Here is a 21,690-nt window from a genome sequence, read left to right as displayed (position 1 = left end):
CCAGCTTACTAGTATTATTTATATTACCCCAATAGCAACTTACATATGTTGGAACCAGCTTCCCTTATCCCCAACTTTCTGCCCTTGATTGTTCTTGCCTTTTCTCATCTCCTCCCGGGCTCCGATTATAAACTTCAACTTGTTCCGGTACCTATTCCGGAAGGCGTTTTGCCGGTAGCCGTTCCATCGCTCCGTAACAGGGGGAAGTCGTGAGACCAGGTTTTGAAATGCCGGAAGGTTCTGGGCAGGCTCCTTGCGTCCAGCCTTCTGGTGATAGTGGCACCGGTGTCTTTTCCCTTTTATTTTTCCTAAGGGAGGAACCTATTTATAGCCTTTGCCTTTTCCGCGCTTCTTTAAGAGCGAGCCGGCCGCTACTTTCTCTTTGGTTTACCTTCCCGTGGCAACAGCCAAGGCCGTCAATAGGGGAGGGAAGATGCGGCGCCGAGGAAGAGTAAAGCGAGGCGTCCGGCCCCCTAACCGGTCCCTCAAAAATTGCAGGCAATAAAGGAAAAAATAAGGAAAGGGAAAGGTAAAAGGAAAGGCAAGCCCTCAACAGGCCAAAAGTCTTGTAAACGGGAGAGCTTTGCGGTGGAACTGTTTCCACATGGAACAGTTTCACTTCGAAACATCCTCTTTTTGCTGCCTGCAGCGTTCGGGGCTGTTCTATTCCTCTGTTCACTGGGGTGGCCGTCCGGAGATCGGGAACGGCAAGGCAGGTGGATGTTACCCTGGAGTCTTCGTTCCCCTATCTGGAAAACGATCCATATGCCGGAGGATCAACCTCAAAAGACCACTCCTTTTCCTGTTTTCTCGGCACAGGCCCTTAAAGTGTACCTGCACGCTTTTGATCAGTCGGCTTATGTTGCCCGTCACATCTCAGTGGCTTCCGGTATCACGCCACCCATCCCAGGCTGTGCCTACGCACGGAATGCCTGCTGCATCCTTACCAAACCCGGGCTTTTCGCCATACCGTGCCTCCGAGCGGGCGGGAAGGCGGGAAGGGAAACCTGGTGTTCGCCCCCGCCGAAACAAAAGAGCCCAGTCAGCAGCCTTCCCCTTAACGTTCCACGGGTAGAAAACAAATACTTACGGGCCCCATGGAAAGAAGAGAGGGTCGATTACCTCTCCAGCCGGTGAAACTTTATATTTAGTGGACACAACGAAACACCCCTGCGGGTATCACCCATCAAACTGCCCGGCAACATGCTGTTGCTCGTTTGCTTACTGTTACCTGCCGCTTCAGGAGAAGAGAAGTTATTTCCAGTTTATTCCCACACCCGGTGCCCGGCTGGGAAAGACCGTCAGCGAATCCCAACACAGCCCTCTACATTTATATAGATGTATTTCCGTATTGATATACAGCTGTAGAATAATATACATGTAGTGATTAAAAATAATTGAAATACAGGCACATATAAAATATGAACCCGCAGTAAAGAGACTTCTAGATGTTTTTAAAACCTGTACAGGGAATATTTCAAGAAGGCAGGTTCTACAATAAACTACCGAACAGTCAGATAAATAAGGGCCAGCACCCCACCGGCCAGATGCAGAAAAAAGGAAAGGGCACAGATCAGGTTAAAGGCAAACCGGCTCAGAAAGTTATTCTTTAAATGCCGATCAATGACATAGCTCCCCGCGCCACCAACCAGCAGTAAAATAAAAGGCAAGAAGGCAACAATCATAACGCACTGTTTTTAATCTTTTTCCGCAAAGACCTGGCCGGGCAAAATTTGTAAATTTGTCCGTGCTATGGATATTGAAATTGTAAAAGATAATGATGGCTTTCCTTTGTGGGTAAAGATGAGCTACATGGACTGGCTAAACCTGGTGCACCAATACGACATTGAACCCACCCCGGCCGGCGCCACAGGCCTGAACTGGTTCTCCCTCCGGGAATCGTCCAATTCCATTCTGAACAGTCTGCTTGCGCATTACGGCCGGGAAATGATAAAAGAAGAATGCTCCGGCACTCCGGATGAAACCAGCCTTACCGCCCTGCGCTACAAGGCACAGGAAATCAACATGCTTCTCCGGAACCCCAATACCTTCAAGAGCATCGAATCCATGAACCGCATCATCGCCCATTTTGGACCCGTGATCAAAGCGGTAAACTTAGCAGCTCTTGAAAAGCAGTAGGATATGCCAGAATCCATAGAGGACCTGAAGGAGCGGTTTAAACTGACGCCCGGGGAAATAGAAGCCGCCCAGAGGCAGATAATAGCCTTCTACACCGAAGGAAAGTTGCCGGTGGACCATCCAGGGCCATCCTGCTTTGCGGCCAGCCAGGGGCCGGGAAAACGGCTATCCAGATCCTTTCATAAGAAAAACTGGCCTTCAACGCTGTCGTTTGCAATTCGGATAATTGCAGGGATTTTCACTCTAAAGCGGACATGATAAAAGTCAAATACGAAAACGAATACCCGGCCATAACCGGCCCGTACGCGCACGCCTGGACGCTGGGCCTCCAGAAATACTGCCGGGAGCGCCAGCTGCACTATCTGCTGGAAACCACACTACAGAACGGTCCCGGGGTCAATCAGACCATTGCCGCCATCAAAAGACATGGTTACCTGGTGGAACTCAAACTAATGGCCGTAAACGGCTTCCTTTCGCTCCTGGGAGCCTATGAGCGACTGGAGGACATGCGGCGCCGGGAAGGGATCGGCAGGATCGTGTCAAAAGCGGAGCACGCTCTCCGGTACCAGGCACTGCCCGGGCCCTGCGGGAAATACAGCAGGCAAAGCTGTACGACCGGATTTCGATATACGGCCGGCGGATCACTAGGCCGGGACAGAGTGGGGAAGAGCTATTTTTAGTGACGGACGGCCCGGAAGATCCTGTCCGGGAATAACTGCGGGAAAGAGACCGCGTGTGGACGGAGGAGGAGCAGCTGGCCTTTAAAGCAAGGGTGCTGAAGGTGGAAATCCTGATGGAACGGCGAGGGCAAACCCTGCAGAAATAGATCAATTCAGAAAAAATACGGTTTTACCCTCTCAACAGCGCAAAAAAACCTAAAAGGGCCCAAGGTCTAAGCAGAAAAAGGAAAGTAAAGGGAAAAAATGGTTTCGGAGGAAAAGACATATCCGTTTGCATCCGTCTGGCAAGCCGCCACCAATATGGGGTGAGGTCACATCAAATTACTCAAATTCGCTTAAATTGGCGCGGAATAAATTAATTGTCTTGTGCAGAATAAAATAAACTAAAATGGCTGAGAAAATAAATAAATTAAGTGATGTGTACGGAAACTCTCGAAACATTCCACTGACTTATCAAGAAAGGAATGACGTTGATAACCGATTTGTTAATGATCTAACCCGTGAAAAGCACATTATCCTTCATGGAGGCTCAAAACAAGGAAAAACCAGTTTAAGGAAAAGTGTATTAAAAGAGGAAGAATATATTGTTATTCAATGCACTAGGGATACAACCAGATTAATGCTATATGAGATGATTCTCAAGAAAGCAGGTATTGATTATGAGGTATCTAGAAGCATAACTACAAAAGGGACAAACAAGCTAACTGTAAAAATTTCAGGAGAGGGTAAAATACCATTTCTTACAAAGCTAAGCGCCGATACGACAGGGGACTTTTCAAAAGAAAAGGGAAACACAACCAACTATAAAAGGTTAGACATAGATGCTGATGATCCGAATGATATCGTCCGAGTACTAAAAGCTGCAGGTTTTTCAAAGTATGTCGTAATAGAAGACTTTCATTATTTGGATGAAGATGTTCAATCATCATTTGCATTTGACTTGAAAGTTTTTCATGAAACCTCAGATTTAGTTTTTATAATTGTTGGTGTCTGGCAGGAGTCTAATAGGCTGATAATGTATAACGGTGATTTAACTGGGCGGGTGACAAACATCAATGTTGATGCTTGGTCTGATCCAGACCTCCGAAAAGTAATTGAAAATGGTGAGCCTCTTTTAAATATTGATTTTCCTGATAAAGTAAAAGAAAGCATAATTAGTATTTCACAGGATAATGTAGGCCTACTTCAGGAGATTTGTTACAGAATTTGTGAAAAGAACAATGTTTGGCGAACATTAGATGATCATACGCAAATTGGTTCAGAAGAAGAAGTAGTAGAAATAGCAAAGCTGATTTCTGACGATCAAGCCGCCCGCTATAGAAACTTTATGGTCAAATTTTCTGAAGGCCTTAGTATAACTGAGTTGGAAATGTATAAATGGATAATTTATGCAGTTGTCCATTGCGATACTCAAGATTTGAGAAATGGTGTTACTCCTGGGAAGCTGTTTAACATTATTCGCCCAAATCACCCCAAAAAGAGTACTCTTCAATTAAACAACTTACTATCTGCATTAGAGCGGGTACAAACAGTCCAATTCAAGCATAAGCTTCAGCCTCTCATCCTCGACTTTTCGAATAATAACCTGTTTGTTGTTGATGCAAACTTTCTAGTATATTTAAATACACATAATACCGAAGAATTGCTTGAATCAATAGGTCTCGGTAATAGTGATCAAAACAATGACAGACGGTGACAAAGGTTGATGGGTATGGTCCTACCCGCATATGTTTATTGAGTGCCTGAGCTTTGCCTTCTTCGCTTTACTTTTACCTAATATCTTGCCTAACCCAACGAAGGAGTACTGGTTATTAAGTAAACGCCAGGGTAGAACAATGAACTCCATTGATCAGTATGCGCGGATGGCTATCCCGCAATAAGCCGACCATATACATGTTGCAATTTAACAATATGCCGCCAGAAAAGCGTTAGTTGTACAAAAGGGCATTTGCCGCTAGGACTTCGTCCCGGTACTGGCGGAAAATCTTGGAAGAAGCTTCCTCAAGGGTGATCTCGCGGCTTTTCAGGCTTTGGTGCAGAAAACAAAATTTCAGCCGGCCGTCCCGCTCCCGGGCCTTTTGAAGCCCGTCAATTTTACTTTTCAGGTAAGCATCCAAGAATCCTCTGCCAGTAAAAATAGAGGCAAAAGCATTAACTTTTGCGCTACTGGTCCATTGCTCACGACAACTCAGAGCAACAATTTAAGTTTAAACAAAAGGAAATAAAAGGGAAAAAGAAGTATCTATAAAAGTTGAACTCAATCATCCAGTGAAGGAATCTCCAGTTCATAATGTTCCCAGATTTTAGAGCGGCAAAAGTTCCGGAAGCCTTCATAATCCTTTTTGTTTACGGGTACACAGTCCCTGTACGGAAACAGCCGCCTTTTTGCCTCCTCCATAGATTGGAACCTGTGCAATCCGCAGGGCGGGTCGTCTATTCCGGATGGGTTGGAATAAAGCATAAACCGGCACAACTGTACCAATCGCCCGTTTTCATCGGGTTCCGGCATCTCAATATAGAACTCTTCTGTCGACACGACGGCTCCCTTTTCACCGGGAAGGGGCGATAACCGGGTCAGCTGCACATCGCAATAGTCCGCTTCGAGCCGGGAGTAGAAGAACTGGTCACTCTCCGAAACGGTGCCCCAATAGCCTGAATGGCGGAACATCAATCGGACTGCCCGGTGGCGCAGCCTCAGGTACGACTTTTCATCAATGGAGATGAAACCGCCTCGCCATTGCAGGTATTCTTTTAGCTCTTCATAGGAAGTGTAGTCATTCTCCCAACTTATCTCTGCGCCATGAAGAAAGAAGAAATTATAGAGCCCTGGGAGGTCTGTCCGGACCCATACCTTCACCTTGTCGAAATTCTGAAAGCGGATGATTTGCCTCCCTTCCCTAACCGGGAAGAAAGCCTCCAAGTTAAATGCGATCACGCTGCTGCGCTTATTTTCCGGCCTGTCTGGGGCAGAAAAGAAATAGTATCGGCTCATTGTTTTGCAGTTTTTATCGATTATCTTATTACAGGCGGCGTTTCAGCCCATATTCCTGCGGTTTTTCCTCTATCCGGGACTGGTGAAACAATTGAACTTCCCGGTAAATATGGTCCACTTCGTACTTCAGTCTGGCTGCTGCTCTGCTGCAAGTGCTTCGGTCACGGCACCCTTCTTTAAACTTGCCAGTGTAAGCAGGGATGTGCCAGTGCCATCATAAAGGTGCAATTCATCGAACAAAGAGAAATATTGGTTGAGCATCAGCAGGTTAGCATGGTAACATTCCATAGCCAGCTCAGGGGAGACTTCCCGGTGTCCGCCCTTTTCGATTCGCTTTTGGACCCTTACGGCTGACGTTAGCGGGTTATCCAGGCCGATATAAGCCATTTGTAGCAAAAATCCGGCTTTCTGAAAGAAGGCCATAATTTGCCATTGATCAAGGTTACGTATTTGCGTTTCGTAAGCGAAATGGCACCGGTTCTCCAGGCTTCCCGAGAGCAGGTCCAGAAAATGGTTTTCCAGGTCCTCCCGGGCGAGCCGGTCGGCTTCTTTCGAGGTCCCTTCCGGCAGCCAGTTAGCGTAAAAGGCTTGCCGATCCAGCAAGTATTCATCACTGTGGAAGACATGGAGCCCTTGCAGATGCGCCGGGAGCAGGCTGTCCCCGCGGGTCGTCTTGCCGGCGCCGGGAGGGCCAGAGAGGATAAAAAGGGTTGGCTCATTCATGCAGGCCATATTTGGATTTAACGGCCTCGGCTTCGGTGCTGGCCAGCCAGCGGATCACCTCAAAACGGCTGCCGCCGTCCTCCGTTACCTGGTGCTCGATGCTGATCCGTCCGTCGGGGTATTCGTGGTAAAACTGGCCCTTGGGAAGGCTGGGGTCGTTGATCATGAAGGGATGGCCGGCCGCGTGCTCCTCCCTGCGGAGGTTCCGAATGATGTCATCCATTTTTTGCCCAGGGTTTGTCGTTGTCATGATTTAAATTTTGATAAGAAAATTCAGGTTTTTTCCCAGCTGCTCTTCCAACGATGGCTCGCTGTGCTGTTAAAAGCTCCTTCCGCGAAATTTACTTTCTGAAATGGTCTCATGCTGCTCCATGGAAATGTCCGGCGCCGGTTTTTCCAGGCATTGTTTCCAAAAATATACTGCCAGAACAGCCGCGTCCTTGGGCATTGAAGGATTACTGCCAGGTGTATGGTCTACCGCCAATTGAAACATTTTCTCAACCTGACCCGGGGTAGACCCGCCTTTTACGGCATCTTTAATTATCTGAAGAGTTAGGTCTGAATACTGCTGCATAAGGGCTTCGTATTTTTCTCTTTCCAATTCCTGCGCAGAAGGAAGCAGCTGGACATCAAATGGCTGGTTCATATCTTTCAGGTCACACACCTTCCAGTATTCCTTAAGGGCATTTTTTTCGCTGTTAGAACCGATAACGCAGCCCTCCACAAGGTAATAATTACAAGGGGTGAACCACTTTTCTATACACATTTGTATAGCTCCTTCAAGCTCCGCTCCGGTAAAACCACCTACCCGCCGGGAACGGTTAAAGCAATCATTCGCGGGCCTTACATAGGCATAAAGCTTGCCGCCGCTTCCCCGTCCATGGGAATAAACTATTTGTACTTCCATGTCCCAATAGATTTATTTATTAATAAAATGCCAGGAAATTCATTGAGTCCTTCCCGGCTTACCGGGTGTTCATAATTGATACGGGGGAGCACAGTGCCCTGGGTATTGCCTTGAACCTGCCGGGCTCCGAAGGGCAGGGGTAAAGAAATACAGGTCAATTTTTTCCCTTCCAGTACTGCAGGCAGGCAAGGATCTGGCCCTCCAGGTCCACCGGCACCTTTCGGACGGTGCGGTAAACGGAAGTCAGGATAATAGTGCTCATATCGTCGGGAGAAGAAATGCCGCGCTCCTGAAAGAACCGGACAATCGGGGGGACCTCTTCCGGCCATTGCGGGTGGTTGTGACCGGGGCGCCACCACAGCGCCCAGCTGTCCCGTACGAAGCGGCCGGCCTCGGGATGGGCAAAGGCAACGAAGTCGCCTTCACTCATCTGTCCTGCCTTTTCCAGCAGTTGCTGCCCATAAAATGCCAGTAGGTCTTCGACCGCATCTTCGATGCTTGCAGGAATAATTTGCATGGTGCAAGATTTTTTATTGCCTTACTCCCTTTCCCGCTCCTCCAGCATGCCTGCCATCCCGCCGGCAATCGCCATGGAAGCACATAGGCTTAAAATGGCGGTACCGATATAAAGGGAAAAACGCAGCAGCCCCCAGATGACTTTTAAAATGAGAAGCAAGATGGCTCCGGCCACTACCAATATTTTTGAAAGCCGATCCATAACACCTTTAATTTTTCTTTAATCAAATGCCGTTCCTGTGTTTATATGACCATTCTCAGCATGGACCGGTTAGGTCCGGAAAATTCTGCTTTTCTGAAAATTTTCAGCCACCTCAAGCTGCTTTTCGGCAGACGAGGATAACCCGCCTGGTCACCCTATGAACCGGCACCAGGCTTACCCTGTTCCCGGCCCTGGCAATAGCTAACTGGCTCGACATTTCCCGGAACATACAGAGGATGCCTGGGAGAGCCGTCCTTATTGATGACCAATGCCTTTGCATGGGGAAACAAGGAGGTTGCCTCACGCGCCCGTGCCTTTGCCCCCGGGAATTTACCCCAGGCAAAAATGACATCCTTGCACTGTGCAGCCGCCCACTGCAGGCATCCGTCATTTTGCCCTACCGGGTCTGGGCATGCGCGCAAATCCCGGGGGTACGTAGTGACATAGGCAAAAATGTTCGCCATATACACGCCGCCATACCCCCATTTTTGGGCGAAACCGATTACCCTCCTTATGGTAGGATCATCTTCGCCTTCCGTTGCCTTTGAAGGATTCAGCCCGATAAAAAGCAACCAGGGCAGGCAGCTGTCCCAAGTGCGCCAAAGGGCATACCGGTAACTCCCGCAGGGGGAAAACAGGGCCCCGGACTCCTTGCTGCCCAGGCACTGCAAACCTTTCGGCAGCGGTGGTGGTTCTTGATTTTCAATGCCGTTCATTTTGAAGGTTTTTAGTTCAGTCGGCAAATGCACCCATTGCCCGCTCTTCAGCCCGGGCCAGTTCCCACAGAAAGCTTGCTTCCAGGTTACACCGGTAGGAGGGCCCCTGGAGCGGCGCCTTCAGGAAGGGAACGCCGGCCACAGTGCACCGGTAGGGAAGGGGCAGAACGTGCGGAGATAGGCTAGTCGGCCCTTGGCTGAAGTTACTTCTTTCCCTGCTTACTGCAGTTGCGGCAATCGTTTGCATAAAAAAAGATTTTGGGTTATTTATTGCTGGCAACCAGCCCCAGGCTCTCGGCCAGCTTTTTAATCGGAGTGTAGTAGGCCAGGAACTTCTCATCGCCTTTTTCGAGGTAGAACTCCCCGGTTTTGCGGGTACAGATAACCGATACGTGGTCCTTCAGGCCAATCAGCCTGCCCAGGCAGAGGTCGGATAGGGGAGTGTCCCGGCCTACAAGCACCACGATGGCCCGGCGAATCTCGGAGAGACAAACCTCCCCGTACTTCCGAACTGCCTTATTTACGTACCGGGATCGCTTGCCTTTGCGGTACTGATAGCATTCCAGCAGGATATCCGGCGGCAGCTGGTAATGGCGCTCACAGAGCTCCACCAGGCGCACAATGCGACCGACGGTAAACGCCCTGGTTTCCAGGACGCTGCCGGGAACTACCGAGAAGCGGGCAATCTGCAGTCCCGGCACCGGTAGGAACGGAACACTGGCTTTTTCGCAGCGCAGGGCCAGGAGCAGCGCCCTCGGGAAAAACACTTTCTTCCTTCCGTGTCCACCTTTTTGGTTGCAGTCCATAGCTGCATCACTCATTGTTTCCATAATGAAAAATTTTGGGTTATTCGGAGAAGAACAGTGACAGGATAAAACAATCAGGGAGTAGATCCCCGGGTTCGATCACGCAAATCAACCGTAGAAAAAACGATTGCGGCGGCTGCCGGTCATTTGGCGTCCTGGCAGCCGCCTGCGCCCTGTCTTTAAGCCCGGGTAGGACTGGTGGGCTTGAAGTTGCTGACTCGGATGGTTTTCTTTTTAGGCTTCAGGGATAACAGGAAAGCTTCATGCCGGCCCTGGTACTGCTTCTTGACCTGGTCGGCATCCGCCGCCGGGTTGATGTAAAGGATCGTGTTATGCTTATCCCTTAATTGCAAAGGCACCAGCTTCGAATAGTCAATGGTACGGGTGGCAAGCTGCTGATTACGTTTCCTCCCGTCCGCACTTCGCGATGTAGATGCGGGCGTTGGCGCTGTAATCGGCATCATGATGGGGGTGGCCGGGACAGATCCTGAGGGTTCCATACATTTCTTCCTTTTCCTTCCACGCCTGCCGGGCTCCTTAATCGCCAGTACCTTATCCGCTACTTTACAGCCCCGGGCAAAGGGCGTTTGAGCAAAGCCGGTAAGCTTCTTAATTTTTTCCTTTACCTGGTTTATCGGACGCTTCAGGATGGAGGAAATTTGCCTGGCGCTAAAGAACTCAACAAGCACATGCAATGCATTGTTTTCCTGAGGAGAAAAATCGGAGTTCTTTCGGAAAGCAGGTTGGGGCTTAATCGCCCTGAGTTTCAGACTTGCCATATCTGTACTATTTGAAGTGAAGAAAAAACGGGGAACTGGATTTACTTCAGAAGTGGCGGTGGCAGGAAGAATGACAATGTAAACTTACAAAAAAAGAGGTTACAAATCAAATAATTATAATGCATTCAGCGTAAAATGCTGTTAACAAAATGTTAACCTACAAAAAAAGAGATTACAAAAAAATAGGCGATAATTATCCTTTTTCCCCTTTGTAATTCAAGTATTTATAGAGTTGATTACGGCTTACATTCATTTTAGCAGCCAGCTCTGTTTTGCTGTACTTTTTCGTTGCCAACAGCTTTTGCGCCTGACTGGCCTTCTTCATGAAAGCGGGCGTATGGCCGGTTTTGTGCCTGCTGGTGTGTAGCCTCCTGGACTTCAAGTCCCTGATCTCAATTTCCATCAATGCAAATAGCTTGCAGGGTTCAACCCCCATGAGATCGGCAATTTCAATGACTTCACCGGCGCGAAAAAAATAGGGATCTCCTTGTTTTATGTCGAGTGCTGAGGCATTCTTTCTTAAGGTCGCAGCTAGGAGCGACTTAGGAATAAGTTTGAAGATTTCGGAGAATCGCTTGATTCTTCCCGAATTAATCTTTTCACCGACCAATTTAAAACGCTTATCCTTTTCTTGCTCCATGCAGACAGGCAGGTTTTTAAATTAAATGTAATAAAAAAACCGCCCGGCTAGATGCGCCCGTTCACCAGAATACCTCAAATAGAGGGCACTCTATGATCAATAGTGTACCATTTACTTGCATAACCATGTGCAGGTGGAGCAGGGAATAGCTGATGTGCCATTCATGGATTACGGTTGTTCTCGTTGCAGAATTCATGAAACTCTGCATAATCTTTCGCGCCCATCAGGTTCTTAACGAAAAGGTCCATTCCGATGTCGTTCTTTTCCAGAACGTACCGGGTAAATGGAATATGTGTCTTGCAGGCCTGAAACCCCTTTTTCTTCATGCTGGCCCGCATGGTTTCCGATAAGCCCTCCAGCCATTCTTCGAAGTCTACCTCGGATGGTTCATAATCCTGGGCCTGACTATGATAAATGTAAGCTGCGTTTCCAAAAGAGTAGGCAAGTTCCATCTGCCGGCGCTGGTGCTCGGGCAATGCCGCCAACTGTTCGGCCTGAATAGCCCGGTATTTTTCAAGGGGATGCAAAACCATAAACAATAAGTGAATTTTATACAACCACCTTAAAATGTGTGATCACCGTGATGGAGAAGATCCGCCGCCCGGGACATTTTCATGAATTTATTAAAGACCTCCTCGGTTAAGGGCTCCTCCAGCATATCCGCCAGGCCACGCCCGTTAACCGCGTCTTCCCTCAAAGCCTGACGAAAAGCAGTTAGGTTATTAACGGTCTTCCAACTGGCCCTTTCTTCAACATTCATCAGGTGAAAAGCGTTTTCAAAAAAGGGATAGTTCTTGTTATGCCATTCGTCATATAGCACCTTGTTATCATATTCCACGACCCAGACCTCGCCACGCTTGTAAATCTGGCAATCATCAGCATTTACGTCACCGAGCTTCTCATACTCTTCTGACGATACATATCGTTTATCCAGCTCCTGGCGGGTAAATGCCAGATCTTCACCTTCGTTAATAATTGAATACTTCATTACAATATAAAATTAGAGGAAATAGTATCTTTTTAATTTAAACTCATTTCTTTTTGCCGCCGGATGCTTTTTTTTCTGACTGGATAGACCGGGCGATCATCGCAAAAACCTCCTCCGGCTCCAGTTCCAGGTATCCAGCTATTTTATAAATTTCCTCTACTCGGATGCTCTCTGGGTCTTCAATTTTCCGGGGAAAATTACCCGAATGAAGGCCGCATTCCAGGCAAAACGCTGTCTTGGGAAATATTTTGAAAATGTCCTGGAACGCCATGCCCGGGTTAGCAGCCAGGGATTCAAGTACTTCCTTTCTCCGTAAGCCATTAATGGACTGAAACTCTTCTTCTGTCTTCGGTTGGCGCATCTTGAATGTTTTTGGTCATGTTCCGAATCCTTCCTGGTTCACCACCTCTGTTGCCTGGATCCATCCTTAATAGGCGTTTTGTCGGCTGAGTGTGCAGGCCAGGTAATAGTAAAAAGGTTTGCTATCATGTTGGCAGTCACCCGGCGCCCACTACACCGGGATGGCCGGCATGTTGCTACCATTTGCCTGCCAACCCGCAGTGGATTCCGGGCGGCACTGCCCGCCGCTCATTTTTTGCTAACAAAGTACCTTCAAAAATCCGGAATTTCACCGTCCAGACTGGCATTTGGGACGGGATTCTTTTAAGATGCAGCCGGCCTATCGGCCTTAAAGCAGGACGAGAACTGGCCTTGAACCCAAAGGCCCTCTTTGCCCAAATACCCATTAGAAAATAACCTACTTTTTCTGTACGACCAGCGACCCGGTCCCAGCCCAGGGCCCAAAGAAAATGCCCCCTACAGGCAACCACCCGGCCTCTTCGTGTGCATGGAAACCTCTACGGAAAGAACGGTTCCAGGTACCGGCCCCTGCAACTGTCGACCCGTCATTTTACATATTAAAAACCCTCATCTTAAAAACAGGCATTCATAATCCCGGTTTTGATAAAGGCTGGTACCGGTGGAAGCGTGAATCCGGCCGCTGCGGTAGCTGATCCCGACAGACCAGATCCAGGCCTCGGTAGCGGCATCGCAATAGTCCTTTCCTTCCATAAAGTCATCAAGAATGTAAAATCCTTCCAGCGTCCGGGGACAGCCGGCAACGTCAATCGCCTCGCCACGTCGGAGCTTAGCTGCCATGCTTCTGTTTTTCAGGTGGCTCCACTGGTCCTTTACGAGCTCGTTCCGGTCAAACTGCATCAGCTCCGGCTCCTCCGATAAAGGGAGCTTTAGGCGTAGGCATATTTCCGTGGCGCCCTGGCTGATAGCGGTCAGCACCTGCTTTTCCGGCGCTTCACCGCTGTCCATTTCAACCCAGTTATGATTTTCCGTGCGAAAGCTCTGTACGCCCAAAATGGTACAGTGCGGACTGTACTGATACACGGGTGTAAAATCAATAATAGGTTCCATAGCAGTAATTTTTATGAATTGAAATATTCCCTGGATGCAATAATCTTGTCCAGCGGCTTCTTTACCCTCCCGGCAGCCCGCAGCTGTTCGCACCACCCGCGGTCACCGGTAATCGCCCATTCATCCGCTATAAGCTTCTCCCAGTCATCGTAGGTATACCAATGGATCCGGTAGGACGACTCCTCTATCCGCTTTTCCTGTTCGTCCATGGGGCGGCAAAGGAAATGATCGGCATCAATGCCTTTACAGCGGAAGCTGCGGATCATAGATGCGATATCATCGCTGTCCACCAGCATGGCTACGACCAAAGTGCCTGGCCATTTAATGGTGTGCACCTTATTATGAATGCGCACCTGGTAGATCCTGCTCATAATGCACGCCTCCTTCCCCCGTCCGGCTTTCTGCAATTTGCGGCCAGCACACCTTTCCGGCGCTGGGGCGCGTAAGTATACTCGTTCATCATTTGTCTTTTAGAATAAGAACAGTTGTTTCGGCCGAATGAAAATTTCCTGTAAATCCTGCCCTAATTGGATGAGGTCCCTTTCGACCTCTTCCCGAATGGCCCGGTTTTCAACGCCTTCTTTACTGCTTCGGATGCTGCCGATGGCCCTTTCAAAGTAAAAGCGAAGGCTATCTGAAATTTCCGGCTTTGGCTGGCCCCCGGTGAGGCTCACCGGCCAGGTGCTGCCACCGCACCCCGTGGCACTCCCTCTTATCCCGTAGCTGCCGCCGATGGAAAAACGGCCGGGGCCATAGTAGGCTATTTCCAATTCCAAATAGATGCGTTTGCCACAGAATTTATAGGCGGACGCCGGATTGAGGCAAACGCCCTGTTCATTGATGCCAAAGCCATTCACCACTTTGGCAGCTGGGGCCTTGCAGGCAGGGGCTTTTGGCGGTAATAAATCCGGAAGGAGAAGACTACCGTGCATATCGAAAAGATTTTGCTGTGAGGGAAGATCAAGAAGCGCCGGGGCTGCCTTTTTTCTTTGCGGGTAGGTGGCGCCCTCCGGCTTTCGGAAAAGCGCCACACCCTAATAAATGCTGCTTTAAAAATTCCATCCGCTGGTCACCAGCGGCAATGCCCTGCCGCTGAGCTCCTCCCGGGAAACCTTCCAGCTGTGCCGCAGGGCGTCGGCAAAACTTCGATCCTTTTTCTTAATGCCGCTGCCGCTGGTGCGCTTACCTGTGCGGTGCACCTGCCACGAGTAGCCCATCAGGCAGGACAGGAACCGGTTAAACATTTCGCGTTGCATTTTTTAAAATTTAAGGACAGGAAAGGGAGAGGGAGGAGGCAAAACCTCCCCGGCGCAGGTATTCGAGGTCAGTTCAGCAGGGGCAGTGCCTGATCGCCTGCTTGATGAAAGCGTGTGCACAGGTTAAACGCGGCCTGGCATTTCATCTGCGGCGTACCGCAGAAAAGCAATCCGCGCAACTTGGCTTCACCGTCCTTATAGTCCTTTATATTCTGGTAGTAACCGGTGACGGCGTTGTAGGCGCCGAACAGCGTTCCCTTGGTGGTTTCCAACTGCTGGGACGGTGCGTTTAGGGCGTATTCGTAAACCAGGTCGGTAACATTTCTCAAATAAGTGGACAGCTCTGCGGCTTCCGGATCAGGGACCTGTTCTTTTGGCGGCTTCAGGGCCCCCTGGATCAGGGCCCGGACCTGCAGGTCGGTAACTTTCACCCTTGCCCAGTCGTTAAAAATTTCCTCCAACTGCTCCGAGAGCTTGTTGGTGATCCCCATCAGTTTATGCGCCTGGGCAAGGCGCTCCTTGGCATTGACCGTATGGCGGATCTTCACCACGTTGGAACAGTTCCGCAGGGCGGCGTTGAGCGGTTAGGGTGAGGCCAAAAATCACTTTCCGGCCTTCCCCACAGAACTGGACGTGCCACTTTCACGGCATCCAGCTCCCAGACTTTATTTTATCCGGTATAATTCGTTCCGGTGACAGCGCAAGTGAACTAATTGCATATTTGTTAGCCGATTGTCGAACTTATCCCCGTTCTTCCGATGCCTTTCCCAGGATTCAAACCAATTGAGTTTACTTTTGCATAGAGGGCATAAGCCTTTCTGCTGTTTGTAAATCTTCTCGGTAATGACGCCAGATAGGGTGGAGTTTCTGGTACTCCAGTATTCCGTATCACCGTCAAAGGGACTTCGGGCACCCTGAACTTTCTTCCACGTGACGTTCGTACTTATATCAAATATGTCAAATACGACCTCTCCCAACCTGAATCTTTCTACAGCTCTTCCTTTCCGTTCACTCTTTACTATGTATCTTCTTTGGAAGTCGTACCATGAACTCCGGTGCTTGTGTACGTCCTCATAAGCCTTGTATAGGATATTATGAAACTCCCATCTTAGCTTTCTGAAGCTGTGTGAAGCATCGATCGCCCATTTATAATAGTTCAGCCACCCATTGACCATCATCCGTAAATAGTTTGCTTTAAAACTCAGCTCTTCCAGATTACTGTATTCAAAGAGGCGAACCGTTTTGGTCCACTCCCTGATTTTCCTGCAAAACGAATACACTTTGTCCGGATCAGCGAAAAACGTGACTTTATGTTCTTTGTCATGCTTCCCGCTTTTCCATTTGTCAAACGTAAAACCGAGGAACTTGAAGCTTTCACCTTGATAGAAGTTCACCACCCTGGTTTTAGAGGGGCTTAGTTTTAAACCACGCCTCTCCAGGCTTCCCGGTAGCACTTCCATTACTCTGTCGAGATAATCCCTGTTCTCACATATGATTACAAAATCATCTGCGTACTGAATAAATCCAACCGAGGGGCTGTGCTCTCTGCATTTCTTTCTCACACTGCATACAAACCCTATAAAGGGTTTGAGGTTCTTATCCGATGGCTTTCTTGTTTCGATCAGGTGGTCGTAGATTTCAAAGTCCAATCCCCATAACCCAATATTGCAGAGTAGGGGGCTGATAACACCGCCTTGGGGCGTGCCCGCCTCGGTGGCATATAGCATGTCGGATTCGATATAGCCACATTCAAACCATTGCCTGATTGCGCGTAGCATATTGCTACTACAGCCTTCCAGTCTGTTTAATATAAACTCGTGGTTCAGGTTGTCGAAGCATCCTTCAATGTCGGCATCCAATACTGCTACTTCACCTTTTCGCAGTTTCAGATTATGCCAGACGGCCATCGTCGCATCGTGGGCGCTTCGTCCCGGTCTGAACCCATAAGAGTTCTCACTGAACTTGGCTTCCCATTCCGGTTCAAGCGCGATCTTAACCAATGCCTGATAAGCTCTGTCCTCGATGGTAGGAATACCCAGCGGTCTTTGCTTACCGTTTGACTTTGGGATGTAGATTCGTCTCAGGGGTTTTGCATGATATTCTTTGCTCAGATTCAGTTTTGAGGCCAGTTGTAAGCGTTCCTCGTTACTGCTGATAATTTCCCTGTCTACTCCCGGTGTGTTTCGTCCTGTGTTTTCTGATGTAACCCTTCTTACGCTTAACAGCTTTGCAAACGGGTCTTTGAGTAAATCCCTTTGTATTCTTCTTACTTCAGGGATATTGCTTTCCAGCGCTGCCCGATACATATGATTTTGCTTTCGGAAGACCCCTTGTTCAATTTGTTTCCAATCGAGGTCCTCCCATCTGATTTCTTTCAGCATTGTAGTTACTCTCATATAGTATCTTTTAATAAAATCTACAACGAATTTAGCCTATCCGGTCAACCGTGGCTGTCCGGCTTTTGCTTGGTCGTTGTTCCTACCCGGCGCATCATTTTCATCCAAGAGTATTTATTGCTTTCGCAAAATGATGAACCGGTTTCCTCGTTCCTCTGGTCAATGTTTGCTCGAACTTAGACTCCTCTCTATACCGCCAGTTCTGCGATTAGCTAATGAAGCCCCAACAACAGATTGGACTTCAATCATAACTGGATAACTGCACGTATCAATGATATTTCGTACAGCGTCTGCTCTCGATACCTAAGGCGAGGCCATCATATTCGATTCGTCCCATCTCCCTCACCGGTATCACTCCCGGTGGTTTGACTTTTCTCCGAGCTTTCCATTCCCTGTTCTCTTGTCAGGTTAAGGATCGGATGGACTTTGCCGGATTAGCTGCCGGTACCAGCATTTCACTGGATTGACCAGAAGTTAAACCCACCCTTTCAGGTGAGATTCGGATGAATTATTAGTTCATCCAACGAGTCGCACTATTGTTGCACACGATCCGCACCGGCGTAAAAGCAGCCATTATACTTCCTGAACCATCGTGGCTGGTGGTCAGGAACAGGTATTTTTCAATCAGGTCATCCCGTCCCACGCGGATATAATCGGGCAGCTTGGCGGTAATAAAAACCCGTTCCCCCCGTCCCAACGCACCGGCGGTTTCGTAGAGCATCCCTTCATCCTCAACGATACTATCGAAAAAAGTAAAGGCATCCACGTTCTGGATCACCTGGTAATTTCCGCCCACAATTCCTAATACCTGCTCCGTATCGGTTCGGAGGGTGGAAAAGAACCCGGGCACATCGATGGCGGCGCCACCGGCATTATCCAGCGTCCGCAGCGGGCGCTTTTCGACCGTGTAGTCCAGACCGGCAAACCGGATGGCTTCAGCACTGCAGGGATAGTCCGCGACGATCTGGCCGAGGCCATGCCACGCCTTTTCCTGCACAGAGAAAAAGCTGTACTTTCCGGTTTGCTCGTTGTAATTGAGATTGTGTGCCATACGATTAAAATTTAAAGATTTAGAATACATACTTGGCTCAAACTCAATACTATATATACAATTTTTGTGCAAAAAAACTCAATTTTTGAGTATATAACTAAAGCAATTTCCCAAACCTCCGCCCCATATAAAGCGGTAGGATTTTATTCCGCATACAGGAATAAACCCCAGAAAACCGACGTTTATCTATATTATTTGATTTCGGATCGGAGAAAGTGCTACAGGTAGCCTATGCATGCCTTTGAGGGCAAGGCTGCTGCCACCCGGATGCTTGAGTAGAGAAAGAACAGGCAAAAAAACATAGATTGAAAACCTTTCCCACTCTATTGAATACCATTTTATTATCATTCAATTTTAGAGTAAAAAAATACTCATTTAGAGTATTTAAATACACAAAATGAGTATCGAACATCTTTTTCCCTTTTATTTATCGATTTCTTTGCCTGGGCCGGGATTGGGGAGCTGATGGCTTGAAATGCTATACAGGAAGAGCGTGGCGGACCGCCAGGCAAATTTTGATAGGGAGAAAATAAAACGCCTACCTGTGCACGGCGGCTCTTTTAAATTCTGGAAGGTCGCCAGCTCTGTGCTCTTCCATTTTGGGGCCAGGGGCCACATCCGGGTTCATGCTGGAGTGAGGCGCCAGATGTGCCGTGTCCTCCAGCGGGATCACCGGGGCTTCCAGCTTTCTAGCCTGATCCTGCATAATGGGAAGGCGACTGACTTGTTCTTGCAGCTGGTCACTGATAACTATCGGGTTACTGGGTAAATCCGTTAATTCCAAAAGATACTTTCCGTTGGAAAAGTCGATCCATTTGAATTTATATACGGTGTCCAGCGTACCGTCCAGGAAACCGGAAAGCTCACCCGGAAGGCAAACAGTAATCCTTTCCTCAATTTCTTCAAAGGGGATCCAGGGTTCTAATGGGGTCCCAATGATGGCACAGTAGATACGGTTTCCATCAATTAGAGGTAGTTCCATATCCGGTGCTCTCGGCGGGTACTTTTGCTGGAGATGCAAGGCTTCCACCGGCTTCCAGTTCGCGTCAAAAATATCCACGGCGCCCAGCCGGGGATTGGCCTGCAGAAAGATCTTTTCCGGCGGCCGCTCAATTTTGGAAAGGGACATATGGTGGACGCGGCCGCAGGGTTCCTCCACCACTGCCTCTCCTTCCGGGAAATTCCGGGAAGGGGCGCTTCGCATCAGCTTGCCGTAAACGACTTCGCCGGCTTCCATATCTTTTGGCTTGTAGAAGGACACCTGTTCCCCGTTGCGGAAACCGCCCTGCTCCTGAACAAAACAAAGTTCCACGACATCGCCCCGGCGCAGGCTTTCCTCCGTGGGTTCATTGGAGGTAGTAAATTGAAAAAGATGCCTTTCCAGGGGCAGTCTGGCCAACTCCTGATCCAAGCGAAAATCAGGGAAGGTCATTACCTTGTACCGCCAGCTGTCCGCTAATAAATCGAAATTCAGCTGGAGCCAACCGCCCCCGGTGCCCTCGCCCGGTGCCCCGGGTTTGAAAACAGCCCGGCCGGAAAACAGGTTCAGGGCTTCCAGTAAGTTAAAATCTTCCAGGAACCGGTGGCTGCGGTACCTTCCTTCCGCATCGGTTTTGGAGCAGTTGTATCCTTCCAGCTGGCATTTCCCGGTCTTTCGATCATACGTAAAATGGGCTTCCACCCGAATAGCTTCAACTTTTTCGGAGGGATAGGACCGGGAGCACATGTCCCGGGCAATGCTGAACTCGGAATAACCAAGGTTTCGCTTGAGCCAAACCTCTCCATTAACGCACGCAAGGCCGATGTCATGGAGTTTCTGGTACAGGGCCACATTGCAGGTATCCTCCTGCAGGACCTCAGGAAGGATGGCCATTTTGGTGATCGGGTCCACGGGGTAAATCAAATTGATGTACTGCATAGTATACATTTTTGGTTGACGAAAAGAGGGTCACCGTTTACATGCGGGCTTTTGGGCCGGAGCGGTAGCCGAACCCTCCGGGGCGGCTGCATTTTCCCGGGGTAGGGCTTGGCGGGGAGCGGGGCAGGAGTGGGATTCCTGTTCTTCGGCTGCAGGGAGCGTGGGTGGATGGCTCCTGGAATCGTGGGTAGTTTTATGATGGGAAGAATAGGATTTCACCTCCAGGCCTTTGGCTTTTTGCAGGTCCTCGTTAAAGTCTTTGAGCCGGGCGCCGTTCAAAATAATTTCATTGCCCAGCCCTAAAGTATGGATGAACGCGCCGGTGAAGGCATGGAGGTGGGAAAAGGTGCGCGGAATTTTTATTTCCATCGTTCCTGCTCCACCGCCTTGCTCGATTCTGTAATAAAGCCGCGAAAGCTCGTTTTTCAAAAAAACGTCCGCTTCCGCCTGGGTAATATGGTGCTGATGCTGCTCATTGGCCCCGGCCATAAAAGCACGCAGTCGCTCCTGGAGGGTAGGCCCCCCTGGCCACGGAACTTCCGCCCCCCAGGGAACCAGAAGCGTAATAAAGTCTTTTGACTTGCTGACGGTGGTGCCACGGGGCATTTCCGGCAGGGGGGCTTCTACCAGGTATTTGATGGCGAAAAAGGCCCCGTCCGGGTCATTGTCGAAGCACAGGTTCGTCGGCAGGCGGGTGCCGGCCAGGTCCTGAAAGATGCGCTCGATGGTCGTCACCTGGCCGGAAGTGAGGTTGCCCCCGGTGGAAAAATAGAGGGCGCTATCCGGCCGGTGGAGCTCATAATGGCTCAGCGCATCTACGCCGCTCTCCATAATAAAGGCCTGATTGATAGGCCCAATTACGTTGGAAACCCAGACGGAAGTGCTCTTTTCGGAACTTTCGGCATGCCCCCCAAAGTTGTAATTCTTCAGTTCCAGCCCGCAGATTGGGCCGTCCAGGGCCTTGTAGTAGGGAAAGGCGGTGTTGTAAAATTCCCGCTGGTCGCTCTGCCCTTTGAGGTTAAAGATCCTGCCCCGGAAACGCGGATCGTCCAGGGTGGCATCGGAAAGACCGCGTTTGTGCAGGAAACTTCGGTGGTCGAAGGGCAGGAGATCGAACAGCTCCAGCCGGAACTGTTCTTCGCCCGAAGGGTTGCCTTTGGGCGAGGCCCCGGCTTTTTGAAGCGCTTCTTCATACCGGGGCAATTCCAGGTGCAAGTGATGGTACAGCACCTTATTGATACAGTGGAATACCGATTGGGAAGGATCAAAGAAGGGAGCAAAATCACTGTGAAGGCGCTTCTTTACGAAATCCACCAGCGTGCCCTTGTCGCAGTCATCGTCCACGTTGACATACCCCTGGTTCCCGGGGAAATGGGGGTTAATGATGTAAATGCGCTCGTTTCGGGAAGGATGGTCCAGTACCGGGTACCTGGTGCAGGTCTTTTCCCGGTTGACGCTGTAGCCCAGGGAAAGGGCCAGTTCCAGGATCGGGATGCGCTCGCGGAACTCCTGGAAGGTAACCAGGCCGTCCCGGGGTTGGGAAACGTTCATAA

General features: G+C 49.4%; 26 protein-coding genes. 3 read left to right on the top strand and 23 right to left on the bottom strand.

Going from position 1 to position 21,690, the window contains the following annotated elements; genetic code table 11:
- Window positions 1–1,502: 1,502 nt before the first annotated feature.
- Complete coding sequence (locus V9K67_RS21610) at window positions 1,503–1,685, bottom strand: hypothetical protein (protein WP_336726132.1); 183 nt, start codon at window positions 1,683–1,685, stop codon at window positions 1,503–1,505.
- A gap of 67 nt (window positions 1,686–1,752) precedes the next feature.
- Here V9K67_RS21610 and V9K67_RS21605 point away from each other — a divergent pair, with 67 nt between their 5' ends.
- The 3 genes from V9K67_RS21605 to V9K67_RS21595 all read left to right on the top strand — a co-directional run bounded on the left by V9K67_RS21605 (window position 1,753) and on the right by V9K67_RS21595 (window position 4,515).
- On the top strand, window positions 1,753–2,139 hold the full coding sequence (locus V9K67_RS21605; protein ID WP_336726130.1) for a hypothetical protein: 387 nt from the start codon (window positions 1,753–1,755) through the stop codon (window positions 2,137–2,139).
- Window positions 2,140–2,330: 191 nt separating this feature from the next.
- A complete protein-coding gene (locus tag V9K67_RS21600; RefSeq protein WP_336726169.1) occupies window positions 2,331–2,819 on the top strand; it encodes a zeta toxin family protein in 489 nt (162 codons plus the stop codon).
- A 388-nt stretch (window positions 2,820–3,207) separates the two neighbouring features.
- Entirely contained in the window at window positions 3,208–4,515 is a 1,308-nt protein-coding gene (locus V9K67_RS21595) for a hypothetical protein (RefSeq protein ID WP_336726128.1), read from the top strand.
- 561 nt (window positions 4,516–5,076) lie between these two features.
- Here the strand turns inward: V9K67_RS21595 and V9K67_RS21590 are convergent.
- The 22 genes from V9K67_RS21590 to V9K67_RS21485 all read right to left on the bottom strand — a co-directional run bounded on the left by V9K67_RS21590 (window position 5,077) and on the right by V9K67_RS21485 (window position 21,688).
- Window positions 5,077–5,811 (bottom strand): hypothetical protein, encoded by a 735-nt coding sequence (locus V9K67_RS21590; protein WP_336726125.1) that lies wholly within the window; start codon window positions 5,809–5,811, stop codon window positions 5,077–5,079.
- A gap of 126 nt (window positions 5,812–5,937) precedes the next feature.
- On the bottom strand, window positions 5,938–6,534 hold the full coding sequence (locus V9K67_RS21585; protein ID WP_336726122.1) for a zeta toxin family protein: 597 nt from the start codon (window positions 6,532–6,534) through the stop codon (window positions 5,938–5,940).
- Complete coding sequence (locus tag V9K67_RS21580) at window positions 6,527–6,757, bottom strand: hypothetical protein (protein ID WP_336726120.1); 231 nt, start codon at window positions 6,755–6,757, stop codon at window positions 6,527–6,529. The genes V9K67_RS21585 and V9K67_RS21580 overlap by 8 nt, the downstream gene beginning before the upstream one ends.
- Window positions 6,758–6,853: 96 nt before the next feature.
- Window positions 6,854–7,441 (bottom strand): hypothetical protein, encoded by a 588-nt coding sequence (locus V9K67_RS21575; RefSeq protein WP_336726119.1) that lies wholly within the window; start codon window positions 7,439–7,441, stop codon window positions 6,854–6,856.
- A gap of 154 nt (window positions 7,442–7,595) precedes the next feature.
- Window positions 7,596–7,958: a DUF6794 domain-containing protein gene (locus tag V9K67_RS21570; RefSeq protein ID WP_336726116.1), complete on the bottom strand. Its 363-nt coding sequence runs from the start codon at window positions 7,956–7,958 to the stop codon at window positions 7,596–7,598.
- A 21-nt stretch (window positions 7,959–7,979) separates the two neighbouring features.
- Window positions 7,980–8,159, bottom strand: coding sequence for a hypothetical protein (locus V9K67_RS21565; protein WP_336726113.1), 180 nt, complete (start codon window positions 8,157–8,159; stop codon window positions 7,980–7,982).
- Between the two features lie 155 nt (window positions 8,160–8,314).
- On the bottom strand, window positions 8,315–8,875 hold the full coding sequence (locus V9K67_RS21560) for a DUF1643 domain-containing protein (protein WP_336726111.1): 561 nt from the start codon (window positions 8,873–8,875) through the stop codon (window positions 8,315–8,317).
- Window positions 8,876–9,138: 263 nt separating this feature from the next.
- Window positions 9,139–9,705: a hypothetical protein gene (locus tag V9K67_RS21555; protein WP_336726110.1), complete on the bottom strand. Its 567-nt coding sequence runs from the start codon at window positions 9,703–9,705 to the stop codon at window positions 9,139–9,141.
- Between the two features lie 155 nt (window positions 9,706–9,860).
- Window positions 9,861–10,460 (bottom strand): hypothetical protein, encoded by a 600-nt coding sequence (locus tag V9K67_RS21550; RefSeq protein ID WP_336726108.1) that lies wholly within the window; start codon window positions 10,458–10,460, stop codon window positions 9,861–9,863.
- 193 nt (window positions 10,461–10,653) lie between these two features.
- On the bottom strand, window positions 10,654–11,100 hold the full coding sequence (locus V9K67_RS21545; protein WP_336726106.1) for a helix-turn-helix domain-containing protein: 447 nt from the start codon (window positions 11,098–11,100) through the stop codon (window positions 10,654–10,656).
- Window positions 11,101–11,261: 161 nt separating this feature from the next.
- The gene (locus V9K67_RS21540; protein ID WP_336726104.1) at window positions 11,262–11,633 is read right to left on the bottom strand and encodes a hypothetical protein; all 372 of its coding nucleotides are present in this window, start codon (window positions 11,631–11,633) and stop codon (window positions 11,262–11,264) included.
- A 29-nt stretch (window positions 11,634–11,662) separates the two neighbouring features.
- The gene (locus V9K67_RS21535) at window positions 11,663–12,088 is read right to left on the bottom strand and encodes a hypothetical protein (protein ID WP_336726102.1); all 426 of its coding nucleotides are present in this window, start codon (window positions 12,086–12,088) and stop codon (window positions 11,663–11,665) included.
- Between the two features lie 43 nt (window positions 12,089–12,131).
- The gene (locus tag V9K67_RS21530; RefSeq protein WP_336726100.1) at window positions 12,132–12,449 is read right to left on the bottom strand and encodes a hypothetical protein; all 318 of its coding nucleotides are present in this window, start codon (window positions 12,447–12,449) and stop codon (window positions 12,132–12,134) included.
- A 566-nt stretch (window positions 12,450–13,015) separates the two neighbouring features.
- Window positions 13,016–13,516, bottom strand: a complete 501-nt coding sequence (locus V9K67_RS21525; RefSeq protein ID WP_336726098.1) for a hypothetical protein — start codon at window positions 13,514–13,516, stop codon at window positions 13,016–13,018.
- A gap of 11 nt (window positions 13,517–13,527) precedes the next feature.
- Window positions 13,528–13,887: a hypothetical protein gene (locus V9K67_RS21520; RefSeq protein ID WP_336726096.1), complete on the bottom strand. Its 360-nt coding sequence runs from the start codon at window positions 13,885–13,887 to the stop codon at window positions 13,528–13,530.
- Window positions 13,888–13,986: 99 nt separating this feature from the next.
- Window positions 13,987–14,547, bottom strand: a complete 561-nt coding sequence (locus tag V9K67_RS21515; RefSeq protein WP_336726094.1) for a hypothetical protein — start codon at window positions 14,545–14,547, stop codon at window positions 13,987–13,989.
- A gap of 18 nt (window positions 14,548–14,565) precedes the next feature.
- Entirely contained in the window at window positions 14,566–14,772 is a 207-nt protein-coding gene (locus tag V9K67_RS21510; protein WP_336726092.1) for a hypothetical protein, read from the bottom strand.
- A 68-nt stretch (window positions 14,773–14,840) separates the two neighbouring features.
- Window positions 14,841–15,341 carry a DUF932 domain-containing protein gene (locus V9K67_RS21505; RefSeq protein ID WP_336726166.1) on the bottom strand — a complete coding sequence of 167 codons (501 nt, stop codon included), beginning with the start codon at window positions 15,339–15,341 and terminating at the stop codon, window positions 14,841–14,843.
- A gap of 96 nt (window positions 15,342–15,437) precedes the next feature.
- Complete coding sequence (ltrA, locus tag V9K67_RS21500) at window positions 15,438–17,168, bottom strand: group II intron reverse transcriptase/maturase (protein WP_336726089.1); 1,731 nt, start codon at window positions 17,166–17,168, stop codon at window positions 15,438–15,440.
- Between the two features lie 511 nt (window positions 17,169–17,679).
- The gene (locus tag V9K67_RS21495) at window positions 17,680–18,219 is read right to left on the bottom strand and encodes a DUF932 domain-containing protein (RefSeq protein ID WP_336726086.1); all 540 of its coding nucleotides are present in this window, start codon (window positions 18,217–18,219) and stop codon (window positions 17,680–17,682) included.
- Window positions 18,220–18,757: 538 nt separating this feature from the next.
- Window positions 18,758–20,110: a hypothetical protein gene (locus tag V9K67_RS21490; RefSeq protein ID WP_336726083.1), complete on the bottom strand. Its 1,353-nt coding sequence runs from the start codon at window positions 20,108–20,110 to the stop codon at window positions 18,758–18,760.
- Window positions 20,111–20,167: 57 nt separating this feature from the next.
- Window positions 20,168–21,688 (bottom strand): hypothetical protein, encoded by a 1,521-nt coding sequence (locus V9K67_RS21485; RefSeq protein ID WP_336726081.1) that lies wholly within the window; start codon window positions 21,686–21,688, stop codon window positions 20,168–20,170.
- Window positions 21,689–21,690: the final 2 nt, after the last annotated feature.

The organism is Huijunlia imazamoxiresistens (genome assembly GCF_037132455.1).
GTDB lineage: Bacteria > Bacteroidota > Bacteroidia > Chitinophagales > Chitinophagaceae > Flavisolibacter > Flavisolibacter imazamoxiresistens.
Note: the sequence above shows the minus strand (reverse complement) of the source record. Positions and strands in the feature narration are given on the sequence as shown.